The sequence below is a fragment of the Paenarthrobacter aurescens genome (genome assembly GCF_041549525.1).
Classification (GTDB): domain Bacteria; phylum Actinomycetota; class Actinomycetes; order Actinomycetales; family Micrococcaceae; genus Arthrobacter; species Arthrobacter aurescens.
On the sequence record NZ_CP157456.1, the window covers coordinates 2,205,621 to 2,220,657 of the forward strand.

General features: G+C 62.1%; 13 protein-coding genes. 5 read left to right on the forward strand and 8 right to left on the reverse strand.

Annotated elements, in window-relative coordinates; translation table 11 throughout:
- Positions 1-13 precede the first annotated feature (13 nt).
- The 3 genes from ABI796_RS10195 to ABI796_RS10205 all read left to right on the forward strand — a co-directional run bounded on the left by ABI796_RS10195 (position 14) and on the right by ABI796_RS10205 (position 5,605).
- On the forward strand, positions 14-2,989 hold the full coding sequence (locus ABI796_RS10195) for an RNA helicase (RefSeq protein WP_141283517.1): 2,976 nt from the start codon (positions 14-16) through the stop codon (positions 2,987-2,989).
- A gap of 49 nt (positions 2,990-3,038) precedes the next feature.
- Positions 3,039-4,697: an amidohydrolase gene (locus tag ABI796_RS10200; protein WP_141283518.1), complete on the forward strand. Its 1,659-nt coding sequence runs from the start codon at positions 3,039-3,041 to the stop codon at positions 4,695-4,697.
- Between the two features lie 164 nt (positions 4,698-4,861).
- Entirely contained in the window at positions 4,862-5,605 is a 744-nt protein-coding gene (locus tag ABI796_RS10205; RefSeq protein ID WP_141283519.1) for a polyprenol monophosphomannose synthase, read from the forward strand.
- Between the two features lie 90 nt (positions 5,606-5,695).
- On the opposite strand, the gene ABI796_RS10210 is transcribed toward ABI796_RS10205, so the two are convergent.
- The 4 genes from ABI796_RS10210 to ABI796_RS10225 all read right to left on the reverse strand — a co-directional run bounded on the left by ABI796_RS10210 (position 5,696) and on the right by ABI796_RS10225 (position 8,753).
- A complete protein-coding gene (locus ABI796_RS10210; RefSeq protein ID WP_141283520.1) occupies positions 5,696-6,043 on the reverse strand; it encodes an RNA polymerase-binding protein RbpA in 348 nt (115 codons plus the stop codon).
- A 257-nt stretch (positions 6,044-6,300) separates the two neighbouring features.
- The gene (locus tag ABI796_RS10215) at positions 6,301-7,278 is read right to left on the reverse strand and encodes an SPFH domain-containing protein (protein ID WP_141283521.1); all 978 of its coding nucleotides are present in this window, start codon (positions 7,276-7,278) and stop codon (positions 6,301-6,303) included.
- A 90-nt stretch (positions 7,279-7,368) separates the two neighbouring features.
- Positions 7,369-7,830, reverse strand: a complete 462-nt coding sequence (locus ABI796_RS10220) for an NfeD family protein (protein ID WP_105691804.1) — start codon at positions 7,828-7,830, stop codon at positions 7,369-7,371.
- Between the two features lie 80 nt (positions 7,831-7,910).
- Complete coding sequence (locus ABI796_RS10225) at positions 7,911-8,753, reverse strand: methyltransferase domain-containing protein (RefSeq protein ID WP_141283522.1); 843 nt, start codon at positions 8,751-8,753, stop codon at positions 7,911-7,913.
- Between the two features lie 68 nt (positions 8,754-8,821).
- Here ABI796_RS10225 and ABI796_RS10230 point away from each other — a divergent pair, with 68 nt between their 5' ends.
- The gene (locus ABI796_RS10230) at positions 8,822-10,837 is read left to right on the forward strand and encodes a S9 family peptidase (RefSeq protein WP_141283523.1); all 2,016 of its coding nucleotides are present in this window, start codon (positions 8,822-8,824) and stop codon (positions 10,835-10,837) included.
- Here ABI796_RS10230 and ABI796_RS10235 read toward each other — a convergent pair.
- Positions 10,834-11,511: a peptide deformylase gene (locus ABI796_RS10235; protein ID WP_141283524.1), complete on the reverse strand. Its 678-nt coding sequence runs from the start codon at positions 11,509-11,511 to the stop codon at positions 10,834-10,836. The two genes, ABI796_RS10230 and ABI796_RS10235, sit on opposite strands and share 4 nt — an antisense overlap.
- Before the next feature lie 54 nt (positions 11,512-11,565).
- Between ABI796_RS10235 and ABI796_RS10240 the strand changes: the two genes are divergently transcribed.
- Complete coding sequence (locus tag ABI796_RS10240; protein WP_141283525.1) at positions 11,566-11,973, forward strand: nuclear transport factor 2 family protein; 408 nt, start codon at positions 11,566-11,568, stop codon at positions 11,971-11,973.
- A gap of 50 nt (positions 11,974-12,023) precedes the next feature.
- Here ABI796_RS10240 and ABI796_RS10245 read toward each other — a convergent pair whose 3' ends face one another.
- Genes ABI796_RS10245 through ABI796_RS10255 form a run of 3 tightly spaced genes read right to left on the reverse strand, consistent with a single transcriptional unit; the run spans position 12,024 to position 14,993 of the window.
- Positions 12,024-13,154, reverse strand: a complete 1,131-nt coding sequence (locus ABI796_RS10245) for an NAD(P)/FAD-dependent oxidoreductase (protein WP_141283612.1) — start codon at positions 13,152-13,154, stop codon at positions 12,024-12,026.
- On the reverse strand, positions 13,147-13,860 hold the full coding sequence (locus ABI796_RS10250) for a class I SAM-dependent methyltransferase (protein ID WP_141283526.1): 714 nt from the start codon (positions 13,858-13,860) through the stop codon (positions 13,147-13,149). Before ABI796_RS10250 ends, ABI796_RS10245 begins: the two co-directional genes overlap by 8 nt.
- Complete coding sequence (locus ABI796_RS10255) at positions 13,857-14,993, reverse strand: type III polyketide synthase (protein ID WP_141283527.1); 1,137 nt, start codon at positions 14,991-14,993, stop codon at positions 13,857-13,859. Before ABI796_RS10255 ends, ABI796_RS10250 begins: the two co-directional genes overlap by 4 nt.
- Positions 14,994-15,037: the final 44 nt, after the last annotated feature.

Sequence of the window (15,037 nt, forward strand, 5' to 3'; positions counted from 1 at the left end):
CTAGGCTTGATGCATGTCCTCCATTACCGGGTCTCCATCTCCATCAGACCGCTATCAGGCGGCAGCTCAGCGGGCAGCTGAGTCAAAAACGTATCTTGGCGCGTTCGCCCGCTCCCTGGACTTTGAACTGGACGACTTCCAACGCGCCGCGTGCAGGTCGCTCCAGGAGGGCCGGGGCGTTCTTGTTGCCGCCCCCACCGGTGCCGGTAAGACGATCGTGGGCGAGTTCGCGATCTATTTGGCCCTTGAACGGGGGCTCAAAGCGTTCTACACCACGCCCATCAAGGCTCTGAGCAACCAGAAGTACTCTGAGCTTGCGGCAAAATACGGTGCGGCCAACGTTGGCCTGCTGACGGGGGATACCACCATCAACGGTGAGGCTCCTGTGGTGGTCATGACCACCGAAGTTCTCCGGAACATGCTCTACGCCGATTCCGAAACCTTGGGAGACCTCGGTTTTGTGGTGATGGACGAGGTCCACTACCTGGCGGACCGTTTCCGTGGTGCAGTGTGGGAAGAGGTCATCATCCATTTGCCCAGCGAAGTCCAGGTTGCTTCGCTCAGTGCCACGGTTTCCAATGCCGAAGAGTTCGGTGCCTGGTTGGACACCGTCCGAGGCGATACTGACGTGATTGTCTCCGAGCACCGCCCTGTGCCGCTGTGGCAACACGTCATGGTGGGCAGGCAGATCGTGGATCTCTTCGCCGGCGATACCACCTTTGACGAAATAGCCCCCCAAGCCTCCGGAGCACGGGAAACCGAAGCTCCTGACCTCGCAGAATCGGACGAGGTTCTGGCCGAACCTCCCGGTACTGATCGCCGACGCGTCTCAGCCAAGCGTTCGTCCACCAACACAGCCCGTCAGGCAGTGACCGGCCCCGAATTCGAAGTCAATCCGGACCTGCTGGCCATGGCCCGCTCGGAGAGCCGGATGAACATGAACGGCCGGTTTGGACACGGCGGACGAAGCCGACGCCGTCAAGACCGTTATCGGGACGAACGGCAGCAGTCGGAGCAGCGTAGTCCTGTCCGCAAGGCCAGCCGTCCGCAGGTCATAGAGAGCCTCAGGCGCCAGGACCTCCTTCCCGCCATTACCTTCATTTTCTCCAGGGCCGGCTGTGACGCAGCCGTAGCGCAGTGCGCATCGTCGGGACTCTGGTTGACCACCGAGCAGGAACAGAAAATCATTGCCCAGCGTGTGGATGAAGCCAGCCACGAAATTCCTGCGGATGATCTGGATGTCCTCGGATTCTGGGGTTGGCGCGATGGACTCATCAGGGGCTTTGCCGCCCACCATGCCGGTATGCTTCCCACCTTCAAGGAAGTGGTGGAAAAACTCTTTGCCGACGGCTTGGTAAAGGCTGTCTTCGCCACGGAGACACTGGCTCTTGGCGTGAACATGCCTGCACGATGCGTGGTGCTGGAAAAGCTGGAAAAGTTCAATGGGGAAGCGCACGTGAACATCACGGCGGGGGAGTACACCCAGCTCACCGGCAGGGCCGGGCGCCGCGGCATCGACGTCGAAGGTCACGCGGTGGTGCTGTGGCAGCCGGGAACAGATCCCGCCGCCGTAGCCGGGCTTGCCTCCCGGCGGACCTACCCGTTGAACTCCAGTTTCCGGCCGACGTACAACATGAGCATCAATTTGATTGCCCAGTTTGGGCGCATCCGGGCCCGTGAAATCCTCGAGTCCTCTTTCGCCCAGTTCCAGGCTGACCGCTCCGTGGTGGGGCTTGCCCGGCAGGTTCGCGGGCGTGAGGAGTCACTTGCCGGTTACGCCAAGTCCATGCAATGCCACCTGGGTGACTTCACGGAGTATGGCAAGCTTCGGCGGGAACTTAGCGATGCCGAGAACTTTGCGGCCCGCGACCACCAGCGCGCAAGGAAGTCCCATGTTGCTGACTCCCTCACGCGTTTGATCCCTGGCGATGTGATCAGCATTTACAGCGGCAGGCTTGCCGGTCATGCAGTGGTCCTGGAGGTGGACCGCAATGCCAGGGAACCGCGGCCCAGCGTGCTCACCTCTGACAACCAGTTGCGACGCATCGGCGTTCACGATCTTGATGGTCCTGTATCCCCGGTGACGCGTATCCGGATCCCCAAGTCGTTCAACGCCAAGGTCCCAAAGGCACGCCGGGACCTCGCTTCGTCCATGCGCCACGCCATCAGTGAAGACGCCCCCCAAAGCCGGCGGAACAGCAGGCACGAGGACTTCGGCTTGGGTGCCCGCCTGCCCGATCAGGAAAAGAAGATCGCGGATCTTCGGCGGGCGCTCCGGGCCCATCCCTGCCATGGCTGCAGCGAACGCGAAGACCACGCCAGATGGTCCGAACGTTGGTGGAAGCTTCGGAGGGAGACGGACGGATTGGTCCGGCAGATCCAAAGCAGGACCAACACCATCGCCAAGACGTTCGATCGCGTTTGTGATGTTCTCTCCGCTTACGGCTACCTGGAAACCAACGACGCCGGGCACGTCACCATCAGCGCCGACGGGCAGAGGCTTCGCAGGATCTACGGCGAGAAAGACCTCCTCATTTCCCAGACTGTCCGACGCGGCGCCATCAACGAGCTGGACGCCGCTGAGCTGGCCTCGCTGGCAAGCACTCTGGTGTACCAGGCCAAACGCGAGGACCGGGGCCTGCGGCCCAGGATGCCGTCGGTTTCGCTGGAATCGGCCGTGGACATTGTTATCCGCGAATGGTCACAGCTCGAAGATACCGAGGAACGCAACAGGTTGCCTTTGACCGGTGAACCGGAACTGGGGCTCGTGTGGCCCATGTACAAGTGGGCCAGGGGGCGCCACCTTCAGGACGTGCTCAGCGGAACCGACCTCGCGGCCGGAGACTTTGTTCGGTGGGCCAAACAAGTGGTGGACCTCCTTGACCAGCTGGCCAAAATCCCTCAACTGGACCCGCGCGTGGCCCGGATATGCCGGGAATCCATCGACTTGGTCCGCCGCGGAGTGGTGGCGTACTCCACCGTGGCGTAGCCCACCCTGCCCCGATAGATCAGTCTTCAACGCTCAAGGAGCACATCGCATGAACCAGCCAGGCGTATCAGCCGGCCCGGACCGGAACGCCAAAGACCGCAAGGTCACCATGTATCGCAATGGTTCGATTTATACTGCGGCAGATCCATTTGCTACAGCAATGGTGGTGGACGGCGACACCGTAGCCTGGGTCGGCTCGGAGCAGGCAGCTACGTCCATTGCTGACTCCTCCATGGAAATCATCGACCTCAAGGGTGCGCTCCTCGCCCCGGGCTTTGTGGACTCCCATGCGCATCTGACTGAGACGGGCATCGCCCTGTCCGGGCTGCAGCTCTCCGGGGTACGTTCAGCAACGCAATTGCTCGACGCCGTTGCTTCCGCCGGCGGCACGGGCACCGTATTGGGCCACGGATGGGACGAAACCACATGGACCGATCCCACAATCCCAACCTTGGAAGAGATCCAAAGGGCGGCCCCCGGACGGCACGTCTACCTCTCACGCATCGATGTCCATTCAGCCTTGGTGTCGCCCTCCCTCGTCGCGGCAGCGGGGCTTCAGGGCCTCGACGGCTTCTCCGGGGAGCCACGAGTAGTTCGGGCGGCCCACACGGCTGCCCGGCTTGCCGCCCGGAATTTCACGGAGTCCGAACGCCGCGGATACCAGGAAGCGGCCCTGCAAGAGGCTGCATCCAACGGGTACGTTGCCTTGGCCGAAATGTCCGCACCCCACATCTGCGGATCCGCAGACCTGCGTATGGCTGCGTCCTGGAACGATCACGGAAACACCCCCGAAGTCCTTCCCTATTGGGGCGAACTTGCCACCTCGCAGGAGCACGCGCAAGCCATTTTGGACGGCCTCGGTACTACGGTCCTTGGCCTGGCCGGTGACCTCAACATGGATGGTTCCATCGGATCCCGCACTGCGGCGCTCGTGGAGGACTATTCGGACGCCGACGGCCAGCGGGGCAGTTTGTATCTTTCGGTCGATGACGCCGCCAAGCACCTTGTGGCTACGTCGCTGCTGGGAATCCAAGCCGGCTTCCACGTCATCGGGGACGCCGGGTTGGGTGCTGTCCTGGACGCCTTTGATGCCGCAGCGGCCGAGGTAGGGGAGCAGCGCCTGCGTGCCGCCGGCCACCGCCTTGAACATGTGGAGATGGCTGACCAGTCCGCCATTGAGCGTTTGGCCAGATTCTCCGTCTCTGTCAGCGTCCAGCCTGCTTTCGATGCCGCGTGGGGCGCTCCCGGCGGTCTCTACGAACACCGTTTGGGTGAGCGCAGCCAGAGGATGAATCCCTTCGCGTCTTTCTACGCCAGCGGAGTTCCCATAGCTTTTGGCAGTGACAGCCCCGTCACCCCTCTGCGCCCCTGGTCAAGCGTCCGTGCCTGCCTGGAGCACAGCAACCCGGAGCAGCGAATATCCGCCCGGGCCGCGTTCCTGGGGCACACCCGTGCAGGGTGGCGGGCTACCAAGCACCGGAACCCCCTGATGGGACAACTGGTCCCGGGCGCTCCGGCGAGTTTCGCCGTGTGGGAGGTGGAGGAACTGATGGTCCAGGTAGCTGACAGCCGCGTGCAGTCATGGAGCACCGATCCCCGCGCGCGGACGCCCCTGTTGCCGGCTCTGGATACAGGAAGTGATCCCCGATGCCTGCAGACGGTGCGTGAGGGCCACGAGTTGTTCGCTCACGAGTCCCTGAGGGTCTAAAGTCACCGCAGTCCAAGGCACGCGGCCGCCAACTGCTCCTTGTGACCGCCACCACAGGCGCCAAATGCTTCCCTGTCGTCGTCCTATAATGGAGAGTTGCGCCAGAATGCCAGCCGCCAGGCTGCTCCGGCACACTGACCGCTCCATCAAGGAAAGGCCTCTTCTTGCGTGTCTTGACGATCATTCCCACCTACAACGAGCTGGAATCGCTCCCCGTGACATTGGGTCGGCTGCGCGCAGCAGTGCCGCACTCCGATGTCCTGGTGGTGGACGACAACAGCCCTGACGGCACGGGAAAGCTGGCCGACGACTTCGCCGCTGAGGACGGCCAAGTTCATGTTCTTCACCGCAAGGGGAAGGAAGGCCTCGGGGCTGCCTACATCGCAGGTTTCAAGTGGGGACTTGCCGCAGGCTATGACGTCCTGGTGGAAATGGACGCCGACGGTTCGCACAAGCCGGAGCAGTTGCCGCTTCTCCTTGATGCCGTGGAGGCTGGCGCAGATCTCGCCATGGGCTCCCGCTGGGTACCGGGTGGCAGCGTAGTTAACTGGCCGCTGTACCGTCAGGCGATCTCCCGCATCGGCAGCACCTACGCCCGCATCATGCTGGGCGTCAAGATCAAGGACGTCACCGGCGGTTACCGGGCCTTCCGCCGCAGCACGCTGGAGGCTCTGAACCTGGACGAGGTGGAGTCGGTTGGTTACGGCTTCCAGGTTGACCTGGCATGGCGCGTAGCCAAGCTTGGGCTGCGCATTGAAGAGCGCCCCATCACGTTCGTCGAGCGCGAGCTCGGGGCATCCAAGATGAGCGGCAACATTGTGGTTGAGGCCATGATTAACGTCACCAAGTGGGGACTCGCGGCGCGGTGGGCAAAGCTGACCCGCAAGTCCCCGGCAGTTGCCAAATAGCGCCTGGGCTTTCACAAAGACAAAGATAAAGGCCGGGTCCGGTTCCCTGAGGGGATCCGGACCCGGCCTTTACTTCTGCCTCTTGTCAGGCTACGCGGAGCGGCGCTCTCCACGGCGCTCACGCAGAATGTTCAGACGATCCGCAAGGATCTGCTCCAGCTCGGGAAGGCTTCGGCGTTCCAAGAGCATGTCCCAGTGGGTGCGGACGGCTTTTTCGTTGGCATCCACGGGACGCTCGCCATCAACCAGCAGCGCTTCCTTGCCGGTCTTGGATACCCAAACGGGGGGAATTTCGGCCTCGGAGGAGAAGGTCACGAAGACCTGCTCGCCATCCTCGCAACGGTACTCGACCCGCTGGCGCGGTGCCGGTTCAACGCCTGATTCTGTTTCCATGCTTTGGGCGCCAAGACGCATACCCCGCAGGCTGCGATCGCTCATGATTACTCCCTCTGTCTGTTCGCGGGGCAGGAACCCCGCGCTAGCCGTAAGCCGTTTTCACGATCCTTACGGACTACTTCTGCACACCTTGCATCACTAATTGCAACGCCTGGCCAAGCTTTATTGTTCCATCCACGCTGAACCAGCCGGACAAATATCCCATTATACGCGGATCCTCGCCCACTACTCAAAAGGAGGAACAAACAACGAGCGGCCAGCCTGGATGGCTGACCGCTCGGAGTCACTGCGCTTTTGCTTTATTCAGCGGGCCGTGGCTGGGCGGGTGTTCCCGCCGGCTCGGACGACTTGGACTCATCAGAGCCGCCGAAGAGGCCAACGGGGGAGTCCCCGTTGTTACCTCCGAGCGCGCCCCCGATGCCTTTGAGTGCCTCGCCGACTTCGCTGGGAATGATCCAGAGCTTGTTTGAGCTCCCCTCTGCGATCTTGGGGAGGGTTTGCAAGTACTGGTATGCCAGGAGCTTTTGGTCCGGGTTGCCCTTGTGAATGGCATCGAAGACCTTCTGGATGGCCTGGGCTTCACCGTCTGCCCTCAGGATGGCTGCCTTGGCATCGCCCTCAGCTGCAAGGATGGCGGCTTGACGCTGGCCTTCGGCGGTGAGGATCTGTGACTGCTTGGTGCCCTCAGCGGTCAGGATTGCTGCGCGGCGATCCCGCTCTGCGCGCATCTGCTTCTCCATGGAGTCCTGAATGGAGTGGGGCGGATCAATCGCCTTCAGCTCCACGCGGGACACCCGGATTCCCCAGCGACCCGTTGCTTCGTCAAGGACGCCGCGCAGCTGGCCGTTGATCTGGTCACGGGATGTCAGGGCTTCTTCAAGGTTGAGCCCACCCACTACATTGCGAAGCGTGGTGGTGGTCAGCTGTTCCACGGCCTGAATGTAGTTGGCGATCTCGTAGGTTGCAGCCCTGGGATCGGTCACTTGGAAGTAGACGACGGTGTCAATCGAGACCACCAGGTTGTCCTCGGTAATGACCGGCTGCGGCGGGAACGACACCACTTGTTCGCGCAAGTCGAGCAACGGCAGGAGCCTGTCGACGAACGGTATCAGGATGGTTAGTCCCGGGTTGAGCGTCCGCTGGTACTTGCCCAGGCGTTCAACGACGCCGGCGCGTGCCTGCGGGATGATCCTCACCGAACGGACCAACACGATGATGACAAAAATGACGAGAACAATCAGCACAATTGCTGCTGCTGTTCCTCCTAAGCCGTCCATAAATCTCCTTCATTCCCCAATTGCGTGGTGTGATGCGGCTGAACGCGGGCAGGCTGCCCGCACCGGCAACCGCAGAACTTTAAGGGCGCGTTAGCGCGGGCTGTTCTCGGCAGGCGAGGCTACAACCGCCGTCGCGCCGTCGATTCTGGTGACCTGGACTGTTGCACCGGCGTCGAGGACACCGGCTGTGCTGCGGGCGCTCCAGACGTCGCCGCCGATTTTGACCAGTCCACTGGTTCCGCTCACGGCTTCGATGACGAGGGCGGACTGACCGATAAGCCGGTCTATATTGCTGCGCTGTTCTGCCGGCCCCTTATGCAGGTGCTTCATGGCGACAGGACGGACGAAGACGATCATCAGGAGGGAGACCACGGAGAAAATCACGATTTGAAGCCAGAAATCGGCCCCTGCAAAGTCAGCGATCAGTCCGGCCAGGGCACCGCCGCCCAGCATGATGAAGAAGAGGTCGAGAGTAAGCATCTCCACCACCGCGAACGCGAGGAAGACGGTGAGCCAGAGTGCCCACCAATTTTCGCCGAGCCATTCGAACATCTTTTCCCCCTTGGTCCCGGATCCCGCGAGCAGGATCACAGTCGCTGTTCTTCCATCCTAGCCCGAGGTTCCGCCCCACGTCAGGACACGGCGAATTCGCTGATCCTGAACTTCGCGGTTGCGGCCACTGGACCTTCCAACGCGGCCATTTCGGCCAACTCTTCGCGCTTCAGATGGTGTCCGGCCGGACCCATGTAGGCGAGGTCGGCAACCTCCGAGCCCGACAACATCAAGGGAAGGTCAAGGCTCTTGCTGGTGCCGGGGTTGAAGTATTTCCGCATGGAGTCCACCAGACGGTCTTCTTTCCCCTCCTCAATGCCGAGCATGCCTGTCCGGGCTGCGATCTCGGCAAGATGGCCCTGACGTGGCGTCACAACTATCAAGGAGCCGCCGGGCCGAAGCACCCGGGCAAACTCGGCGGGGTTCCGCGGGGCGAAGACTACTGTGACCACGTCCGCGGTGTTATCTGCAATCGGCAGCGGGCGCCAAATGTCCCATACGAGGTTGGCTGCCTGCGGGTTGAGCCGCGCGGCCCGCCTTAGCGCGAATTTGGAGATGTCCATGCCGATACCCGTAGCACCGGACCTCTCTAGCACCGTTTGCAGATAGTGACCCGTGCCGGTCCCGGCGTCGAGAACCAGGGCGTCGGGGCGCTGAAGTGATCCGGCAGCTGCCTCTGCAACGGCCACGGCGAGGGCGGAGTAGTGTCCGGCATCCAGAAACCGGTACCGGGCGGCCACCATCTCCGCCGAGTCTGCTTCGAAGACCGTACCCTTGCCCGTCAGCAGGTTGAAGTAGCCCTGTTTGGCGGCGTCGAACAGGTGCCCGGCTTCACAGGCGAGTGTCTGCTGCCGGCCTTCACAGAGCTGAAGCGCCCCTTGGCAAACTGGACAGCGGAGGGCAGCAACAGCGTCGGACAACATGGCTTCAATCCTACGGTGGACGGAGTGTCTGGTGCCGGGGGCCGGGCTGCCGGGCTAGGCTCACCATCGTGAAACCCGAGCAACTGCACCTGCTGAACTCCGTGTCCGCCCCGGCTATCCACCCCGATGGCACCAAGGCGGTGGTTTCCGTCACCAGACCGGACTTTGATGCAGACAGCTATGTGGGTCAGTTGTGGAGCATCCCTTTGGATCCCACCAAGTATTCCCGCCGCATCACCCGCGGGTTCAGGGATAGTTCCCCGGCGTTCTCTCCCGATGGCCTGGTTCTTGCCTTTCTGAGGAGCGATCCGGACGGTAAGCCACAACTGTTTGTGGTGGAAGCGGCAGGCGGCGAGCCGCAACAGATCACCGATCAGCATGCCGGCGTGGGCAGCTTCGTGTGGGCGCCTGATTCCCACCGCATTGCCTTCGAGGCCCGCGTACCGGAACAGGGTCGCTACGGCACGGTGGACGGCGTCACGCCCGGGGGAGAGGACGCCCGGATGATCACTGGCAACCAGTACAGAATGAACGGCATCGGCTATACCGCTGACCAACGCCAGCAGCTGTTCGTCCTTGACGTGCCTGAATTGGGTGGCGAGCCGGCAGTCCCTCTTCGTGGGAGGGCCGCCCACGAACAGCCCGCACGCCCTGTTGCAGGGATCCCTTCTGCACGTCAGGTCACGTTTGGGGACTCAGACCATGAGTCACCATGCTTTTCAGCCGACGGCGCGAACCTCTACTTCATCGCTGCCCTCCATGAAGGACACGACGACGACCTCGTCACCTCCGTCTACAGGATGGATGCCGGCGGCGGCCAGCCAACCGTCGTCGAACCTTCCAATACAAAGCCGCAGACCGTCACTGCTGTGCGCGCCTCCACGGATGGCCGCTGGCTCTTCTACGTCGCCCAGGACCTGGGTGAGACCGGCAAGGACTTCGTGGCCCGAAATTCCGTTCTGTACAGCATGCCGATTGCCGGGGGAGAGGCCACGGCCTTGACCGACGTCGAGCACCTGGACGTTTCCGGACCCCTGGAGCCCAGCGGACCGGCCAGCGTTCTGGTGCTGAACACAGCGCTGGGAAGCGTTGAACTGCTCGATATTACGGCCGACGGCGAGATCTCACCCCTGGTGTACGGAGCCAAGGTGGTCAATGGGGCCACGGTGGCTGCCAACGGGGAAATCGCGGTGAGCTTCTCAGATGCTTCCACCGTGGGGGACGTCGCATCTTTGGAACGCGGCGAATTACGCCTGCTCACTGACTTCTCGGCCAACCTGCGCAACCATTCCCGGGTAGTGGAGCCCTTGGACTTTGAAGCCGAATCCGCCGATGGGCATCCTGTTCACGGCTGGGTGTTGTTCCCTGACGGACCTGGACCCCACCCCGTTCTCCTTTCCATACACGGCGGGCCCTTTGCCCAGTACACCGGAGCTTTCTTTGACGAGGCGCAGGTTTACGCAGCGGCCGGTTATGCCGTTCTCATGTGCAATCCACGCGGGTCCGCCGGTTACGGACAAGCCCACGGCCGCGCCGTCAAGGAGCGCATGGGGACCGTGGACATGCAGGACGTGCTGGCATTCCTCGATTCAGCATTGGCCTCATTCGGTGCCTTGGATAATGACCGCGTAGGAATCATGGGTGGTTCGTACGGGGGCTACCTGACCGCTTGGACCATCGCTCACGACCATCGGTTCAAAGGCGCAATTGTGGAGCGTGGCTTCCTGGACCCCGTCAGCTTCGCAGGTTCGGCGGACATCGGGTGGTTCTTCGGGACCGAATACATCGGCCGAACAGCGGAGCAGATGGCAGCCCAAAGTCCCATGGCGATAGTGGCGGGCGTAGAAACCCCTACCCTGGTGATCCACAGTGAGAACGATCTTCGGTGCCCCGTCGAACAGGGTCAGCGTTACTACGCGCACCTCAAAGCCAAGGGCGTGGACACTGCATTGTTGATCTTCCCCGGGGAGGATCATGAGTTGTCACGATCCGGCACGCCCCATCACCGGAGGCAGCGCTTTGAGCACATCCTCAACTGGTGGGCACGTTACCTTCCTACGGACAGCAACCCCTCCGCGGACTAGCCGCGGAGGAACCCAAGAGCTCGCCGGGCTTCGTCAATCTCCGGGGCGGCCCAGCGCGCCGAGTGCTCCTCGTTGCTGGACAACGAGCGCAGTTCGGCCCGGTCCAGGTAGAGCACGCCATGGAGGTGGTCAGTTTCGTGCTGGACAATGCGGGCCTGCCACCCGGAAAACCACTCCTCCACGGGCTCACCGGCAGAATTGGTGTATCGCAATTCCACGTTGCGGTGGCGTGTCACCACGGCTTGGTACCCGCTCACGGAGAGGCACCCTTCATAGAACGAGGCAGTCTCAGTTCCGAGTGGGCGGTACTGGGGATTGATGACGGCGAAGAATTCCATCTGCTCCCTGTGACGCACTGCAGCTGATTCCGGGTCCACCGGGTACTGGTCCTCCAGAACGGCCAGCTGCAAGGGCACGCCCAACTGGGGGGCAGCCAAGCCCACGCCAGGGGCGGCATGCATGACATCCCTCATTCGGTCGATGAGAGCCGCCAATTCAACGTCGTCCACCTGGCCGTCGTAAGGAGCGGCAAGCTGACGCAGCACCGGGTGCCCGGCCTGCACAATGGGCGGTAGTTCTTCTGCATCGAGCAAGCGTCGAACAGCATCGCGTATCCGGATCGGGTTGTAGTCCGTGGCGGGGCTCGTGGCCTCAGGATGAGGTTGGTGCGTCATACAGTGAGCCTAACCCGCGACGGAGCATTCCCGAGTGTGGACTAGGCTCGAAGAATGATCGATTCCACCCCTCTGGATTGTGTACTCAGGTTCATTGGAACCGTTGAAGCAGGCGGCGGAGCTGCCGAGATCCGGCCCTTTCTGGCTGACGATTTCACGCTCACGGAATGGCCCCATGCCTTGTCCAAAACCGGCTCGACGCGGAACCTTGCCGAAACCCTGGCCGGCGCAGACCACAGCAAGGACATAGTCTCAGATCAGCGTTTTGAGGTGCTCCGTACAACCAGTCAGGACAACCGTGTGGTCCTGGAAATGAACTGGTCTGCCACTTTGCTGCTTGACCTTCCTTACTGGGACCGTGGAGATACCATCCGGGCCAGGAGCACAGCGGTTTTCGAGTTGCGGGACGGGCTGATCATCAGTCAGGACACGTACGACTGCTATTACACAACCACCGAATAGCCCAACCCCGGAGCACCTAACGCCCTGGAGCACCTAACGCCCTGCAGCACCTAACGCATGGTGAAGCGCCGCTCCACAAATCCTGAAATTGCCGGTACTGCCAACGCGGTTGCGAAAACTGCGTTCCTGGCTGCCATTGCGGGAGGCGGGAGAGGTCTTCCCAAAGCCATGTTGAGTCCAGCCTGGCGCGATGCGCGTAGCGCCGCCTTTCTGCGGGACTTCTCGAAACCCTCCAGGTCGGCCCCCACACCGGCACCCCGCAAAGAAGCATCGATGATCGGAGCAAGCGCCGCAGCATCCAACCAGCCAAGGTTCATGCCCTGCCCTCCGATGGGGCTGATCTCGTGGGCTGCGTCGCCCAGCAGCACCACCCTGCCGTGAACCATGCGGTGAGCCATGCGTGAACGTACCTCGAAGGCACTGAGCATTGAGTTCCCACCAACATCAAGCGGTTCACCCGTTCTGGCCACAACCAAGTGGGCAAGCCCGTCCGCCGTCGGCTTTCGTTCCGGGGCCCCCAGCCTGACCACCCATCTGCGGACATCTCCCGGGAGCGGGAAGGACTCTACGATTCCGGCGGGCTCCAGGTACAACACGGCGTCGGAGCCATGGCCGGTGCCATCCGGGAAATCGCCCATGATGTAGCAGTCCGGATATGTCCGCTCCGGCAAATCCGGAAGGTAATGCCGACGAATGGCCGAATGTGCTCCGTCTGCAGCGATGACCAGCCTGCTGTCGAACTCCCGGACGCCGCCATGACAATTCGCGATGGTACCCACGCCGCCGGGGTTTTGCGTGACCCCCTGAACTTCAGCACCGCGGACGATCGCCCCTGGGTCCAGGTTCCTAACGGCCAACTCCAGGACTTCCTCGGTGACCGCCTGCGGAACGGACAGGATGAACGGAAAGCCGGCGTCGCCGTCGAACGCCAACCCGGCCACTCGCCGCCTTTGGCTGTAGGCGACGCCCCGGCTGATGCGAACACCTTCTGACACCAGTTGACCGGCTACTCCGGCGTGCGCCAGTTGCGAAAGCGCCGGCGGGTGGATCCCAATCGCACGTGAGCGGTTACTCCTGCTGCTCCGCCGCTCAAGGATTCGGACCTGATGGCCCCGCTGCAGCAACAACACCCCCATGAAGAGGCCTACGGGCCCGGCGCCAACAATCACGACGTCAGGCATCATTATCCCGAGAGTCCTGAACGAGCAGATGGTGCCAAGGGCCGTTTCTTTCCACCGACCATGAGTCCGGCACAGCAGCGGCCAGCTCCGGTGCAGTGTAACTGCGCCGGATGGACGTCAAGCCATCCACACAGATGTACGAACCAACGCCCAAAGGCCAGAAACCTGCCAGGAATAACAGGTATGCGATGTTGCTGCGGTTGAGGTCGTTATGGAGGCACAGGCCGCGGCTCAACAACTCGGAATCGCGAAGGACAGCTGTGAGTTCTCCGGAACCGAGGTGGTGCAGGATGTGGTTGGAAATGACGACGTCGAACGTCCGGCCCTCAGCGACGAGTTCGGAACTGTGCGCCTTACGGTACACAACGCCCTCTACGGGAGGCGTCCGGGACGCGAAAGCGAAGGCTCTCTCATCCGGATCGATCGCCGTCACGGAGAGGCGGAAACCATCCCGCCGCGCCCACCGTGCCAGGCTCCTCGCCACATCACCACTGCCACATCCGATGTCCAGCACTGAGACCGAGCCGTTGGTGGCCAGCATCGGGCGGAGGCGGTGCCGGTACGTCCTGTGCCATCCAGACAACAACCCGTTAACCACAGGAAAGCGGGCATAGGTCCTGTGGAGGCGATTGGGGTCGCAGTCGGCCCTGTCCATCTCCTCAACAGCCTGTACATCCCTCGCTTGGAGGGACCCCCATGGACTCACAGAGCAGGCGAGACCAGAGTGAAGAGTCCCGTTTCCACCGTCAGACCAGGGCCGAACGCCATGGAGCAGATCCGTTCCTCCTGCTCAGTTGCCCCCTTCTCCAGCATGAACTTGAGAACGAACAGCACGGTGGCGCTGCTCATGTTGCCGTAGTCCCTCAGGGTCTCGCGGGCAGGCACCAGCTGCTCCTGCGTCAGTTCCAACTTGGACTCCACCTTGTCCAGGATGCTTCGGCCACCGGGGTGGATGGCCCAGTGGGTGATGTCCCTATAAGGCAGGCCCGCCAGGGACGGATCCTTGGCGAGCAGCGGCTCCAAGGCACCGGTGATGTGTTCTTCAATGATGTGGGGGACGTAAGATCCCAGCACCATTTCAAATCCTTCGTCCCCGATGTTCCAAGCCATGGCTTCCTCGCCAACCGGCGTCAGGACAGTCTCAAAGTGATCGAGCCTGATGGCCGGCTCCGGCCCTTCCAGCTCCCGGGCACTGACGACCGCAGCCGCCGCCCCGTCCCCGAAGATGGCCGACCCCATGATCGTGTCGGGGTCATTCGACGTCCTGACATGCAGGGAGCAGAGTTCAACGCAGATCACCAGGACAACCGCGGTGGGATCGGCAACGCAGAACTGTTTGGCTGCCTTGAGCGCGGGAAAAGCCGCATAGCAGCCCATGAAACCGAGGTGGTACCGCTGCACAGCGGGATTGAGGCCCAAAGCCCTCACTACCTTGTAGTCCGGGCCGGGGTTGAAGAAACCAGTACAGGACACGGTGATGACGTGCGTGATGTCGTCCAAATCTATTCCGGGCGCCTGGGCCACAGCGGCTTTGCCGGCTTCGATAAACAACTTGGTGGCTTCGGTGGCAAAGATCTCATTCCGGACCTTGGTGCTGGGGCTCAGGACCTGATTGGTTTCGGGGTCAAAGAACTGGGGATTTTCGGGATGGGAGTCAAGGCTGAGCTCGGCCACGGCGGTGTATCGGGTGTCAATGGCTGCTGAGTCGAAGCAGGTATTGACCAGACGGGTTCCCAGCCGCGTCAGTCCTGGCTGGGATGCGAAGACATCCCGGGCCTGCTGCTGGACAAGGATTGTTTGCGGAACTGCGGTTTCAAGTGACCTCATGTATACCGGCATGCTCCATTCTTAGCGAGTAAACCTTGGAAGACAATGGCAGAATC